The sequence below is a fragment of the Hymenobacter polaris genome (assembly GCF_012927305.1).
Taxonomy (GTDB): domain Bacteria; phylum Bacteroidota; class Bacteroidia; order Cytophagales; family Hymenobacteraceae; genus Hymenobacter; species Hymenobacter polaris.
Genome location: NZ_JABBGH010000002.1, coordinates 877,795 through 890,967, shown reverse-complemented (window position 1 = coordinate 890,967; position 13,173 = coordinate 877,795). Strand labels below are relative to the sequence as shown.

General features: G+C 66.4%; 11 protein-coding genes. 10 read left to right on the top strand and 1 reads right to left on the bottom strand.

Annotated features, from left to right (window positions below):
- Window positions 1-188: 188 nt before the first annotated feature.
- The 9 genes from HHL22_RS14045 (at window position 189) to HHL22_RS14005 (ending at window position 10,996) form a co-directional block, all read left to right on the top strand.
- Window positions 189-1,436, top strand: coding sequence for an efflux RND transporter periplasmic adaptor subunit (locus tag HHL22_RS14045; protein ID WP_169531978.1), 1,248 nt, complete (start codon window positions 189-191; stop codon window positions 1,434-1,436).
- 81 nt (window positions 1,437-1,517) lie between these two features.
- On the top strand, window positions 1,518-3,047 hold the full coding sequence (locus HHL22_RS14040; RefSeq protein WP_169531977.1) for a TolC family protein: 1,530 nt from the start codon (window positions 1,518-1,520) through the stop codon (window positions 3,045-3,047).
- A gap of 158 nt (window positions 3,048-3,205) precedes the next feature.
- The gene (locus HHL22_RS14035) at window positions 3,206-3,931 is read left to right on the top strand and encodes an ABC transporter ATP-binding protein (protein ID WP_169531976.1); all 726 of its coding nucleotides are present in this window, start codon (window positions 3,206-3,208) and stop codon (window positions 3,929-3,931) included.
- A 102-nt stretch (window positions 3,932-4,033) separates the two neighbouring features.
- The gene (locus tag HHL22_RS14030; protein WP_169531975.1) at window positions 4,034-5,296 is read left to right on the top strand and encodes an ABC transporter permease; all 1,263 of its coding nucleotides are present in this window, start codon (window positions 4,034-4,036) and stop codon (window positions 5,294-5,296) included.
- On the top strand, window positions 5,293-6,495 hold the full coding sequence (locus tag HHL22_RS14025; protein ID WP_169531974.1) for an ABC transporter permease: 1,203 nt from the start codon (window positions 5,293-5,295) through the stop codon (window positions 6,493-6,495). Before HHL22_RS14030 ends, HHL22_RS14025 begins: the two co-directional genes overlap by 4 nt.
- A 39-nt stretch (window positions 6,496-6,534) precedes the next feature.
- Entirely contained in the window at window positions 6,535-7,800 is a 1,266-nt protein-coding gene (locus HHL22_RS14020) for a S41 family peptidase (RefSeq protein ID WP_169531973.1), read from the top strand.
- 182 nt (window positions 7,801-7,982) lie between these two features.
- Window positions 7,983-8,669, top strand: coding sequence for a head GIN domain-containing protein (locus HHL22_RS14015; protein WP_169531972.1), 687 nt, complete (start codon window positions 7,983-7,985; stop codon window positions 8,667-8,669).
- A 58-nt stretch (window positions 8,670-8,727) separates the two neighbouring features.
- Window positions 8,728-9,426: a head GIN domain-containing protein gene (locus HHL22_RS14010; RefSeq protein ID WP_169531971.1), complete on the top strand. Its 699-nt coding sequence runs from the start codon at window positions 8,728-8,730 to the stop codon at window positions 9,424-9,426.
- A gap of 187 nt (window positions 9,427-9,613) precedes the next feature.
- Entirely contained in the window at window positions 9,614-10,996 is a 1,383-nt protein-coding gene (locus tag HHL22_RS14005) for a sigma-54-dependent transcriptional regulator (protein WP_169531970.1), read from the top strand.
- Window positions 10,997-11,069: 73 nt separating this feature from the next.
- Here HHL22_RS14005 and HHL22_RS14000 read toward each other — a convergent pair whose 3' ends face one another.
- On the bottom strand, window positions 11,070-11,450 hold the full coding sequence (locus tag HHL22_RS14000; RefSeq protein ID WP_169531969.1) for a hypothetical protein: 381 nt from the start codon (window positions 11,448-11,450) through the stop codon (window positions 11,070-11,072).
- A 271-nt stretch (window positions 11,451-11,721) separates the two neighbouring features.
- Between HHL22_RS14000 and HHL22_RS13995 the strand changes: the two genes are divergently transcribed.
- Window positions 11,722-13,035, top strand: a complete 1,314-nt coding sequence (locus HHL22_RS13995) for a sensor histidine kinase (protein WP_169531968.1) — start codon at window positions 11,722-11,724, stop codon at window positions 13,033-13,035.
- Window positions 13,036-13,173: the final 138 nt, after the last annotated feature.

Genomic DNA, 13,173 nt, shown 5'->3' with positions numbered 1-13,173 from the left:
GTTTTTGGCTTTTCTTTTTTACCGGCCCTAGGCTCCTGTCCACTTCTGGACACCCTGCCCGCAACCGGACAGTATTCTGCCGCGCCACAAGCACTATTTAACAATTAATATTCTAACAATCAATTATTTATAAAAACGGCACGGGCCTTGGCTTAGGTAAAGGAAACCTCCCTCCTACCTGCCCGCTAATGGACAGAGCCATTTCAACTACTACGCTGCGCCACCGCCAGCTGCGCCGCTGGCTGCTGGGCCTGGGCATTCTGGCTTTGCTGGCGGCCGGGGCCCTAGGGCTGCGCCGCGCGCTGCAGCCCACCCTGCGCCGTGCCGACATCCTCACGGCCCCGGTAGAAGTGGGCGACGTGGACGCCACCCTCACGGCCGCCGGCACCGTCATTCCGGCCCGCGAGGCGGTGCTGACGAGCCCCCTGCAGAGCACCATCCGGCGGGTGCTGCTGGCGGTGGGCGCGCGGGTGCAGCCCGGCCAGCCCATCCTGGAGCTGGACAAGGAGCTAGCGGCCTCGGCCCTGGCCAAGCTCGACGACGAACAGCTGCGCAACCAAAACAAGAACGACCAGCTGCGCCTGACCCTGGCCCGCGCTCTCACCGACCTGGAAGCTCAGCAGCAAGCCCAGGACCTGAAGGTGAGCAGCTTGCAGTCGGCCCTGCGCGACGAGCAGCACCTGCTGGAGATAGGCGGCGGCACCGCCGAAGCCGTGCGCCAAGCCGAGCTGAACCTGCGCACCGCCCGCCTGGAAGCCCAGCGCCTCGGCCAGCAGCTCGCCAACCAGCGCCAGGCCAGCGCCGCCGACCGCCGCGAGCTGGGCTTTACGGTGTCGGTGCAGCAGCGCAGCATTCAGGAGCAGGCGGCCAAGCTGCGGCAGGCCGACATCAGCAGCCCGCTGCCGGGCGTGCTCACCTGGGTGAATGACAACCTGGGCACCACCGTGCAGGCCGGCGAGGCCCTGGCCCGCGTGGCCGACCTGAGCCGCTACCGGGTGCGCGCCACCATCGCCGACACCTACGCCGACCAGCTGCACCCCGGCGACGCGGTGCTGGTGCGCCTGGGCCCCGGCACCGACCTGCCCGGCACCATCGCCAGCATCAGCCCGGCCGTGGACAAGGGCACCGTCACCTTCTACGCCACCCTCACCAACGACCACCACCCCGCCCTGCGCGCCAACCTGCGGGCCGACGTGTTTGTGCTGACCCGCGCCCACCGCGGCGTGCTGCGCCTCAAAAACGGTCCTTACTACCAGGGCGGCCAGGAGCAGCCGGTGTTCGTGCTGGCTGGTGGCCGGGCCACGCGCCGCCTAGTGCGCCTGGGCGACAGCAATACCGACTACGTGCAAATAATCAGCGGCTTGCGCCAGGGCGAGCAGGTGATTGTGTCGGACACCAAGGAATTTGTGGACGTGCCCGAGCTACGGGTGGAGTAGCCCCACCCCCGGCCCCTCCCCTGCGGGGGAGGGGAGCCAAACGAAAAGCAATACCTATCGACTGACTTATAAACTAAGGCCGTGCTTTCCTTCTGCAAAAAATACCTGTCTGATAAGACACTGCCCCAAACGGCGTCAGGCTCCCCTCCCCCGCAGGGGAGGGGCCGGGGGTGGGGCTACACCCTAGGCCTACTTCTGCTAGTAACCTTCAACACCACCGCCCAAACGCTCACCCTGCCGGGCCTCATCGAGCAGACGCTGGCCACCTCGGCCGCCAGCGTGCAGGCCCGCGCCGCCCGCGAGGCCGGCTACTGGAGCTACCGCGCCTACCAGGCCAGCTACCGCCCACAGCTGGGGTTGAGCGGCACGGTGCCCAACTTCAATCGCGCCATCTTGCCGGTGGTACAGCCCGACGGCACTACCGCCTTCCAGACCGTGCGCTACAACAACTCGCTGCTGGCCGTGGGCCTCACCCAGAACATCGGCCTGACGGGCGGGCAAGTGGTGGTGGGCTCGCAGCTCCAGCGCTTCGACGACTTCATCCGCACCGAGAAGCGCTACAACAACCAGCCCTTTACCCTGGGCCTGACGCAGCCCATCGGGTACTTCAACCTCCTGAAGTGGGCCCGCCGCATCGAGCCGCTGCGCTACCAGGAAAGCCAGCGCCAGTACCTGGAGGACCGCGAAACCCTGGCCCAGCGCGTTACGGAGCTGTATTTCGACGTGTTGTTGCAGCAGGTGAATGCCGCCGTGGCCGGCCAAAACGCCCAAGCCGCCGCCGAGCTGCTGCGCGTGGGCCGCGAAAAATTTGCCCTCGGCCGCCTCTCGCAGAGCGACCAGGTGCAGCTGGAGCTGAACCTGCTGAACGCCCAGCAGGCCCAGGCCCAGGCCCAGCTGGACGCCGAAAGCGCCGCCGTGAGTTTGCGCACCTACTGCGCCCTGCCCGGCTCCGAAGCGCTACCGGCCCTGGCCGTGCCCGAAGCCGCCCCCGCCCCGGTTATCGTGCCCGCCGAGGCCCTAGGGCAGGCCCGCCAGCGCCGGGCCGCCGTGCTGGCCTTTGCCCGCCAGCGCCTGCAAACCGACCGCGACGTGGCCCAGGCCCGCGGCACCACCGGCCTGCTGGCCACCCTCACCGCCAACCTGGGCTACGTCAACCAGGCGCCCCACTTGGTAGACAGCTACCTGGCCCTGCAAAACCAACAGCAGGTGGCCCTGGCGTTCTCGCTGCCGCTCATGGACTGGGGCCGGCGCCGCGCCACCATCCGGGCTGCCGAGCTGCTGCGCGACCAAACCCAGGCCGCCGTAGCCCAGGACGAGCGCAACTTCGAGCAAACCGTGCTCACCCAGGCCTCCCAACTACCTACCCTGGTCGGGCAGGTGCGCCTGGCCGCCCGCGCCGACTCGCTGGCCCAGCGTCGCTACGCCATCAGCCGCGCCACCTACGAGGCCGGCCGCCTCTCCCTCACCGACCTCACCCTGGCCTCGGCCGCCAAAGACCTGGCCCGCCGCGGCTACATCCTGGTCCTGCGCGCCGGCTGGGTAGCCCACTACCGCCTGCGCAGCCTCACCTTATTCGATTTCGCCACCCAGCAGCCCCTAGGGGCCGAATGAATGCCAACGAGCGCCTCACCCCTAGCCCCTCTCCGAAAAGGAGAGGGGGACTAGTTTCTAGTACTAGAATTAAAAACTAGAGCTAGTTCCCCTCTCCTTTTCGGAGAGGGGCTAGGGGTGAGGCGCCCACCAGAACAATTACTTACAACCTCCTCTTCATGCAGCCCCAACCCACTACCGCCCCAGCCCCACCGGCCGCCACCGCCACGCCGCCTGTCATCCAGCTCACCGGCATCGAGAAGGTGTACCAAACGAGCACCATCGAAACCGTGGCCCTCAGCAACGTTAACCTCAGCATCAACCGCGGCGAGTTCGTGTCGGTGATGGGGCCCAGCGGCTGCGGCAAATCAACCCTGCTCAGCCTGATGGGTTTGCTCGACGAGCCCAGCGGCGGCACCATCGCCATCGACGGGCGCCCCGTGGGCTCGTACTCCGACAAGGAGCTGGCCGGGCTGCGCAACCACAAAATCGGCTTCGTTTTCCAGAGCTACCACCTCATCAACGACCTCTCGGTGCGCGACAACGTGGAGCTGCCCTTGCTCTACCGCCCCGGCATCGGGGGTAGCGAGCGGCGTCGCCGGGCCCTGGCCGCCCTCGACAAAGTGGGCCTCACGGCGCGCACGGGCCACTTTCCGGCCCAGCTCTCGGGCGGGCAGCGGCAGCGCGTGGCTATTGCGCGGGCGCTGGTGGGCGAGCCCGAAATTATCCTGGCCGACGAGCCCACCGGCAACCTCGACTCGGTGATGGGCGAGGAAATTATGGACCTGCTGCTGGGCCTCAACCGCGCCCAGGGCACCACCCTCGTGATGGTAACCCACGACGAGCAGCAGGCCCTGAAAACCGGCCGCCTAGTGCGCTTCTTCGACGGCCGCCAGGTGGCGTAAGTAATTATCAATGAGCAATGAACAATGAGCAATTGTGCTAACCCGCCGTTCGCTCATTTTCCTACTTGCTCATTGCTCACTGTTTATTGCTCATTACCAATCATGTTACTGAGTTACCTCAAACTGGCTTGGCGCGGCTGGCAGCGGCGCAAGTTCTTCACAGCCATCAGCCTGTTCGGCATCAGCTTCACGCTGATGATGTTGGTGGTGTTGTTTGCCCTCTTCGACCACGCCGTGGGGGCTAGGGCCCCCGAGCGCCACACCGACCGCCTGCTGTTCATCAGCCGCATGGTGTTGCGCGGACCCGAGTCGCAGAGTTCCTCCAGCCTAGGCTACAACTTTTTGCAGCGGCACGTGCTTACGTTGCGTACGCCCGAAGCCATCGCCGTGAGCGAGGCTTATCCGATTAATATTACACTGTACGTGGGCCAGCAGGCATTAAAAGCCGACCGTCGCTACACCGACAGTAACCTCTGGCGGGTACTGAACTTTGACTTCGTAGCCGGCCGGCCCTATACGGCTACCGAGGTGCGCGACGCCGCCCACGTGATGGTCCTTAACGAAACAGTAGCTCGCCGCTGCTTTGGCACAGCAGCGGCGGCCGTGGGCCGGGCTGTGCAGCTCGAAGGCCGGCCCTACCAGGTGGTGGGCGTGGTAGCCGATGTGCCCACCTCGCGCGAGTTGACCTATGCCGAGTGCTGGCTGCCCGTAACGACTACCACCGCCGACCTGCAAGACCCCAATAACCAACGCAACTACCTGGGCGATTTTCAGGCCGTTGTGCTAGCGCGACAGGCGGCCGACGTGCCGGCCATCCAGGCCGAGTATCAGCAGGTGCTGCGCCGCTTACCCATCCCCGACCCCGAGCAGTTTAAGGAAATCCGCTCCTATGCCCGCACTCCGCTGGCGCACTACATGGCCAACCACAGCAATGACGCCGGTCAGGACGGCGACGCCGCCGCCTTTTGGCGCCGGTGGGTGGGCCTGGGGCTACTATTTATGCTGCTGCCGGCCCTCAACCTAGTCAACATCAACGTGAGCCGCACGCTGGAGCGCGCCGCCGAGATTGGGGTGCGCAAGGCCTTCGGGGCCACGGCAGGGCGGCTGGCCGGGCAGTTCCTGGTCGAGAACGTGCTGCTGACGCTGGTGGGCGGCGTGCTGGGCCTAGGGCTGGCGGCCGGGGTAATGCACTTACTCAATAGCAGCCAATTTATTCCCTACGCCCACCTCAGCCTCAGCGCGCCGGTGTTTGGTGTGGGGCTAGGGTTGGCGCTTCTATTTGGGCTACTCTCGGGCGCCTACCCCGCCTACAAGATGTCGAAGCTACCTGCTAATCAAGCCTTAAAAGGACGCATTACCGCATGATACGCCACATATTTACCCTGATGTGGAACCGCCGCCGCGCCAACGGCCTGCTGGTTCTGGAAATCTTTCTGGCCTACGTCGTACTGTTTGCCGTGGGCACCATCGGCAGCAGCCTGTGGGAAAATTACCGCCAGCCACTGGGCTTTCGCTTCGATAACGTGTGGCAGGTCAACTTTTTACCCGGCACGCAGCCCAAGGCCGAGGCACTTGGCACGCTGCAACAAGTACTGGCGCGCCTGCGCGCCACACCCGGCGTGCTGGGCGTGGCCGTCACCGCTTCCAATACGCCCTTCTCGTTCAACGACAGCCGCACGGCTATCGACTTTGCCGACCGGCCGGGCGGCCCCAAGCGCCCTATCAATAACATCAACTCTTACGCCGTGGGACCGGAGCTGCGCGACGTAATGGGTCTGGAAGTAACAAAGGGCCGCTGGTTTGACCAGCGCGATGCCGTGGCTGGCTCGCACCCGCCGCTGGTTATCGACGAGCAGATGCAGCGCGCGATGTTTCCGACGGGAGAATCGGCGCTTGGCAAACTACTGACGCTGAATAAAGACAAACAGTGGCGCATCATTGGGGTGGTGCGCGCCTACCGCACCGATGGGGAGCTGAAGGAGCCACTACCCGCCATTTTCGGGCCCATCGCCCCGGCCGATACCCTCTTTCTACCGCAGTCGCTGCTGGTGCGGGTGGCGCCCGGCAGCGGGGCCGCCCTCGAAAAGCGCCTGGCCGACGATATTCGCCGCATCGGGCCGGGCTGGACGAGCACCATTCGCACCCTCGACGAGATGCACAGCAGCCAGCTCAAGCAGGTGATAACCCGGCCGCTGCTGCTGAGCGTGATGAGCATCTTCTTACTACTTAACGTGGCCCTAGGGCTGTTTGGGGTGCTGTGGCTGGCCATCAGCGCCCGCCGGGCCGAATTGGGGGTGCGCCGGGCCTTGGGGGCGCCGGCCGGCGCCATCGCGCGCCTGATAGTGGGCGAAACATTAGCCCTCACCACCTTTGGGCTGGTGCTGGGGCTACTGGTAGCGGTGCAGTTTCCGCTGCTGGGCGCTTTGGGCGAGCGCACCAGCGTGTACCTCACGGCCATTGCGCTGGCGGCCGGGGCGCTCTACCTGCTGGCCACCATTTGCGCGCTCTACCCGAGCCGGCTGGCGGCGGGCATCCGGCCAGCGGTGGCTTTGCGCGAAGAATAATTCATCCCACATTTGCCTCAAACCAACTTCTGTACTGAGATGAAAAGCGTTTATTGGGTGCTGTGGGTGCTGTGGGTGCAGGTCGTCCCGTTGGTTGCGCTCGGCCAGCCGCGGCCGGCCCTTACGGCAACCCAGTACCAGCAAGATTTTAGGTACTTCTGGGAAACGGTGCGCGACAACTACGCCTACTTCGACAAGAAGCAAACCGACTGGGAACAGGTGCGGCAAGCGGGCGAAGCCGCCCTGCCAGCCGTTAAGACCCGCGGCCAGTTTGTGCGGCTGCTGGAAAACGTTCTGGCTGAACTCTACGACAACCACGCTGCCCTCAATACCAACCTGCCCGACTCGCGCCGGCTGGTACCGTCGGGCACCGATGCGTGGGCGCAGTTTAGCGGTAGGCGCGCGGTGGTGCAGGCCGTGCGGCCGGGCTTCGGGGCCGCGCAGGCGGGGCTGCGGCCGGGCATGGAGCTACTGGCCGTCAACGACGTGCCCATCGAGGCGGCGACGCAGGCGCTGCTCGGCAAGCACCTGAAAACCGTGGACGCCGCCGCCCGCGAAGTAGCCCTCAACCACGCACTGGCCGGCGACCACCGCACCCCGCGCAAATGGACGGTGCGCACGCAGGGCCGCCGCCAAGACATCTTCCCCGACCAGAACGGCCTAGGCCTGGAAAGCGATGGCAACCCGAAGCTGCTGGAAGCGCGGCACTACGGCGCCATCGGCTACGTAAAAATCAACAACAGCCTCGGCAACAACCGCTTGATTTCGGTTTTCGACAGCGCGCTCACCACCCTAGGGCACCCCGCCGGCCTCGTGCTCGACCTGCGCGACACGCCCAACGGCGGCAACACGACGGTGGCCCGCGCCCTCATGGGGCGCTTCATCACGCAGGAGCAGCCCTACCAGCGCCACGAGCTACCGGCCGAGGAGGCCAGCTTTGGGGTGAAGCGCAGTTGGGTGGAGCTGGTGTCGCCCCGGCCAGCGCCCTACACTGGCCCGCTGGTGGTGCTGGTGGGCCGCTGGACGGCCAGCATGGGCGAGGGCATCACCATTGGCCTCGACGCCATGCGACGCGCCACCGTCATGGGCACCGAGATGGCGCAGCTCAACGGCAGCATCGCCTCCTACCAGCTACCGCAGTCCGGCATCGGGTTCTCCATCCCCACCGAGCGGCTGTACCGGGTCGATGGCCTCCCGCGCGAAGCCTACCTGCCCCCGGTTTACGTGCAACCGGCCACTGATACAACCGATGCGCCGCTGCAAGCTGCTCTAGCCCAATTACGTAAGGCCGCTCCTAAGCCCTGAGCGCGGCGCGCATCCAGCCGGCCGTGGCCTTGCGCGAGGAGTAAGGCCGCCCAGGCAACCCTAGGGCCCTAGGGGGCATCTGGCGCTAAAAGCGTTCCGGATTATTTTTCAACTGTCCGGTAACGAACACCCCCTCGGCCCGGTAACCCCGGCAACTTCCACTTCCCAAGCACCTCGCTACCATGAAAAACCTGCTGCTTACCGCCCTGCTCTCGCTGCTGGCCCTAGGGGCTGCCCTGGCCCAAAATGCCCAGGTGCGCACCGTGCCCGCCTTCCGCGCCATCAAGGTTAGCGGCGGCATCGCGCTCGACCTCGTGGCTGGCCCCGTGCAGCGCGTAGAAGTGAGCACCGAGCCCGCCGAGATGGCCCAGTACCTGACCACCACCGTGGAGGATGGCACGCTGGTGCTGCGCTTCCAGCACCCAAGCAGCAATGTGCGCACCCAGCGCCTGCACGTGGCCGTGACGGCCAACCAGGTTACGGCCCTCACGGCTAGCAGCGGCTCGGCCGTGAAAGCCACCGGCGCCTTTGCCGCCCCTAGCTTCGCCCTTGAGGCCTCATCGGGCACCGTGGTGCGCGCCGACCTGAGCACCCGCGACCTGACGGCCCGCCTGAGCGGCGGCAGCGTGGTGAACCTGGAGGGGCAAGCCGCCAAGCTAACGCTGACCGTGGATGGCGGCTCCATCTTCGGCGGCAACGGCCTGCAAACCAGCACCTGCCAGGTGCAGGTCAATGGTGGCAGCATCGTGAAGCTGACTACTAAGGACAGCCTGACGGCCACCGCCGACGGCGGCTCCAGCATCAAGTACCACGGCTCGCCGCAGGTAACCAAGCAAGTCAGCGGCAGCAGCACCATCAAGGGCAGCTAGCCCCCTAGGCCCTTTCTTACGTCCGCATTCGCTTTTCTCACCTTCTTCCCTGCATCCCATGAAAACCCTGCTGCTCACCGCCCTGCTGGCCGCCGGCACCCTAGCCCCCGCCCTGGCCCAAGACGCCCAAACGCGCAACGTACCCGCCTTCCACGCCATCAACGTGGGCACCGGCATCGAGCTGACTCTCACGGCCGGCCACAACCAGCGCGTAGAAGTGAGCGCCGACACGCCCGAGCTGCGCGACCACATCGAATCCACCGTGAAAGACGGCGTGCTGACCTTGCGCTACGACAACCGCGATGACCGCGACGGCCGCCAGCGCCGCAACAAGCACCTGCGCGCCGCCGTCACGGCCGACCAGCTCACGGCCCTCTCGGCCCACAGCGGCTCTTCGGTACGCGCCGCGGGCGACTTCGACGCCGACAACTTCCAACTCGACGTATCGTCGGGGGCTTCGGTGAAAGCCAGCCTGGCTACCTCAGCCCTCACCGTGCGCCAAAGCAGCGGCAGCACCGCCGACCTCAGCGGCCGCGCCACCAGCGTGGATGTGCGCAGCAGCAGCGGCGCCACCCTCGACGGCGACGAGCTGCAAACCGAGCGCGCCCGCGCCGAAGCCAGCAGCGGCAGCTCGGTGCGCCTGGCCGTGAAGAACGACTTGGTGGCCGAAGCCAGCAGCGGCGGCAGCATCAGCTACAAGGGCTCGCCCCAGCTCACCAAGCGCACCAGCAGCGGTGGCAGCGTGAGCGGGCGGTAGCCCTACTCTGTGCGCTGCCTGACCCTACCAGCACGTCATTCCGAGCCCCGCGAGGAATCTCGCTCGCGCCGCGTAGATAATCGTTGATACGACCCCTAGGCGGCGCGGGCGAAATTTCCCAGGATGCTCGGAATGACGTGCTCTTGGTTGGAATAGCGTTCTTTTTCCAAGCTCCTTTTCCCTTCCCATGCTTCTCATCGTCGATGACGACCTGGCCATCCGCACCTCGCTGAAGCTGCTGCTGAAGCAGGCCGGCTACACCGCCTCGGCCGTGGCCGGCCCGGCCGAGGCGCTGGCGGCGGTGCGGGCGTCGGCGCCCCAGCTGGTGCTGCTCGACATGAACTTCTCGGCCGCTACCAGCGGGGCCGACGGCCTAGGGCTGCTGGCCGAGCTAAAGGCCCTGGCCCCCCAGGTGCCGGTGGTGCTGCTCACGGGCTGGGGCAGCATCGCGCTGGCGGTGGCGGGCATGAAGGCCGGCGCGGCCGAGTTCCTGACCAAGCCCTGGGATAACGCGGCGCTGCTGCAAACCATTGCCACGGTGCTGGCCCTGCACGCGCCGGCCGCGCAGCCGGCCCCAGGGGCGCCCACCCGCCGCGAGCTGGACCGGCAGTTTGCCCTGGGGGCCATTGTGGGCGACGACCCGCGCCTGCTGGCCGTGCTGCACCAAGTGGGCCAGGTGGCGGCCACCGATGCCTCGGTGCTGATTGAGGGCGAGAGCGGCACTGGCAAGGAGCTGATTGCCGAAGCCCTGCACCAGAATAGCCGGCGGCGCGGCCAGCCCTTCGTGAAGGTAAATTTAGGCGGCATCTCGTCGTCGCTGTTTGAGAGCGAGCTGTTTGGGCACCGGCGCGGCGCCTTCACCGATGCGCGCGCCGACCGGGTAGGCCGCTTCGAGCTGGCCAACGGCGGCACCATTTTCCTCGACGAGATTGGCGAGCTGGAGCTGGCCAGCCAAGTGAAGCTGCTGCGCGTGCTGCAAGACCGCACCTACGAGGTGCTGGGCGACAGCAAACCGCGCCGCCTGGATATCCGGGTGGTAGCGGCTACCAACAAGAACCTGGCCGAGCTGGTAACCCAGGGCCGTTTCCGCGAAGACCTGTATTACCGCCTCAACCTCATCACGCTGCGCCTGCCGGCCCTGCGCGAGCGCGCCCAGGATGTGCCGGCGCTGGCCCGCCACTTCGTGCAGCAGCTGCAAGCCACCTACCACCGCCCCGCTCTGCGCCTGAGCCCCGCCGCCGCCCACTGGCTGCAAGAGCAGCCGCTGCCCGGCAACATCCGCGAGCTGAAGAACCTGGTGGAGCGCACCGCCCTCACCACCCCCCACGACGAGCTAACACCCGCCGACTTCCAGCCCACTGCCGCGCCCACCCCTAGGCCCCCCGCCGCCCCCGAAGCTACCCTACCCGCCCCCGGCACCATGACCCTGGAGCAGCTGGAAGAACAGATGATTCGCCAAAGCTTGGCGCACTACCAAGGCAACCTGAGCCGCGTGGCGCGGGCCCTAGGGCTGAGCCGCGGGGCGCTGTATAGAAGACTGGAGAAGTTTGGGATACCGACCGGGGAATGAGGCCGGCAGCAAACCCCAGCACCTACCTCTCCTGGCTACCAGACCACTAGCAGCCAGGGGAGGTAGGCGCTGGTTAGCGCCGCGTCAGCGACAGCCCGGCCGGCGCTAGCGTAAGCTGCGCCTGCTCGCTCATCCATACCCTGTACTTGGTGCGCGTGCTCCCCAGACGCAGGCGCACTAGGTACATACCGGCTGGTACTCCGGCAAAATCGAAGCGGTGACCGTAGGGAGCACGGTAAGTGGCCGTAAAAAGCGGCTGCCCCGTAGCCAGCCGCACCACGCTCACCTGGCCCGGCAGCGAGTCAGAGTTGGCCACGTGCAGCCGCAGGCTTGCCGGGCCACAGGCCGTCAGCACCCCGGCGGCCGGGGCTTGTTGCGCGGCCACCGGGCAAGTAGCCGAAGCCAGAAAGAACTGAAACGAAAGGCCCGCCGACCCCTTGAGAAAGCACCGCATAGTTAGCAAGAAAAAGGTGGATGCAAGGGCAGCGTGTCCATCGGCAGACAGCCGGCCGCTTGCTGCCTACTAGTTTCCCAAGCGATATGCCAATTTTATAAATTACTTATATTCTGAAAGTTGACACAGCAAGGCCGCTTGCGCGGGCAATGAAATTCGTCCGCATTTGAACAGGTGTCCGGTTATGCACATCCGCCGCTTCACCCGGCTGGCGATTGCCTACCTTGGGGGGCACCGCGTCAGCTGGCTCCTCGCTTTCTATCTTGCCCCCATGCCCCTGCGCTACCAACTCCTGCTATTCCTGGTGCTGCTCTACGGACTGCTGGCGGTGCTGCTGGTGGCCGTGCGCGCTACGCACCCGGCGCTGTTTGTAGCGGGCGAGGTGGGCCTGGCGCTGAGCCTAGGGCTGGCCTGGCACTTGTACCGGGGGCTGCTGCGGCCGGTGCGCCTCATCGAGGCGGGCACGGCGGCGCTGGCGGCCCAGGATTTCAGCCTGAAGTTTCAGCCCGTGGGCCAGCCCGAGCTGGACCGGCTGGCGGCCGTGTACAACCAGATGCTTGATGCCCTGCGCCAGGAGCGCATCAGCCAGCACGAGCAGAGCGTGCTGCTGGAGCGGCTGGTAGCGGCCTCGCCGGCGGGCATCCTGCTGCTGAATTTCGACGGGCAGATTAGCCAGGCCAACGCGGCGGCGGCGCGGGCCCTGGGGCAGCCCGCCGCCAGCCTACCAGGCCAGCCGGCAGCGGCGCTGCCCGCGCCCTGGGGGCCGGCGCTGGCGGCCCTAGGGGCCAGCCAGCCCCACACCCTGCGCCTGCCCGGCGGCCAAACCTACCGCGCCGTGGCCGCCCACTTCCTCGACCGGGGCTTCCAGCGGCGCTTCGTGGTGCTGGAGGAGTTGACCCAGGAAATCCGGGCTCAGGAGAAGCAGACCTATGAGCAGCTTATCCGGCTGGTGGCCCACGAGGTCAACAACTCCATCGGGGCCGTCAACTCGCTGCTGGGCAGCTTCCGCCACTACGCCCCGCAGCTGACTGCGGCCGACCGGGACGACTTCCACCAGGGCCTGGAAGTGAGCATTACGCGCAACACGCAGCTGGCTGACTTCGTGGCCGCCTACGCCCGGCTGGTGCGCCTGCCCCCGCCCGCCCCCCACCCCCTCGACCTGCACCAGTTGCTGCGGGGCCTGGGGCAGCTGCTGGCCCCGCAGAGCGCCGCCCTAGGGGTAGCCTGGCACTGGGAGCTGGCCGCCGGGGGCGCCCCGTTGTGGGTGCAAGCCGACTCGCAGCAGCTCACCCAAGCCCTGCTCAACGTGGCCAAGAATGCGCTGGAAGCCATCGGGCCCGCCGGGGGCAACGTATGGGTGCGCACCACGGCCGCGCCGCCCACGCTCAGCATCGAGAACGACGGCGCCCCGCTCACTCCCGAAGTCAGCCAGCGGCTGTTCACGCCCTTTTTCAGCACTAAGCCGGGCGGCCAGGGCATCGGGCTGGTGCTGGTGCGCGACATCCTGCTGGCCCACGGCTTTGCGTTTCGGCTAGAGGCGGGGCCGGGCGGGCGCACGGCGTTTAGCGTGGCGCTGGGGGGCTAGGACTGCCAGCCAACGCACCACTTGCCAAATAGCTGGCCTATACTTGCATAGCCAAGTATAAAACTCAATATTTCAGCTATTTGCAGTGATACATTTTCTATTTATTGTTCTGTTTATAGCTCGTTCACCCAGGGCGTG

What these genes read in the sequence shown, in the direction of transcription:
- HHL22_RS14010 (WP_169531971.1), top strand. Translation starts at nt 8,728, where the DNA reads ATGAAAACCCTGCTGCTCACCGCCCTGCTGGCCGCCGGCACCCTAGCC.
- HHL22_RS14025 (WP_169531974.1), top strand. Translation starts at nt 5,293, where the DNA reads ATGATACGCCACATATTTACCCTGATGTGGAACCGCCGCCGCGCCAAC.
- HHL22_RS14015 (WP_169531972.1), top strand. Translation starts at nt 7,983, where the DNA reads ATGAAAAACCTGCTGCTTACCGCCCTGCTCTCGCTGCTGGCCCTAGGG.
- HHL22_RS14005 (WP_169531970.1), top strand. Translation starts at nt 9,614, where the DNA reads ATGCTTCTCATCGTCGATGACGACCTGGCCATCCGCACCTCGCTGAAG.
- HHL22_RS14035 (WP_169531976.1), top strand. Translation starts at nt 3,206, where the DNA reads ATGCAGCCCCAACCCACTACCGCCCCAGCCCCACCGGCCGCCACCGCC.
- HHL22_RS13995 (WP_169531968.1), top strand. Translation starts at nt 11,722, where the DNA reads ATGCCCCTGCGCTACCAACTCCTGCTATTCCTGGTGCTGCTCTACGGA.
- HHL22_RS14000 (WP_169531969.1), bottom strand. Translation starts at nt 11,450, where the DNA reads ATGCGGTGCTTTCTCAAGGGGTCGGCGGGCCTTTCGTTTCAGTTCTTT.
- HHL22_RS14030 (WP_169531975.1), top strand. Translation starts at nt 4,034, where the DNA reads ATGTTACTGAGTTACCTCAAACTGGCTTGGCGCGGCTGGCAGCGGCGC.
- HHL22_RS14020 (WP_169531973.1), top strand. Translation starts at nt 6,535, where the DNA reads ATGAAAAGCGTTTATTGGGTGCTGTGGGTGCTGTGGGTGCAGGTCGTC.
- HHL22_RS14045 (WP_169531978.1), top strand. Translation starts at nt 189, where the DNA reads ATGGACAGAGCCATTTCAACTACTACGCTGCGCCACCGCCAGCTGCGC.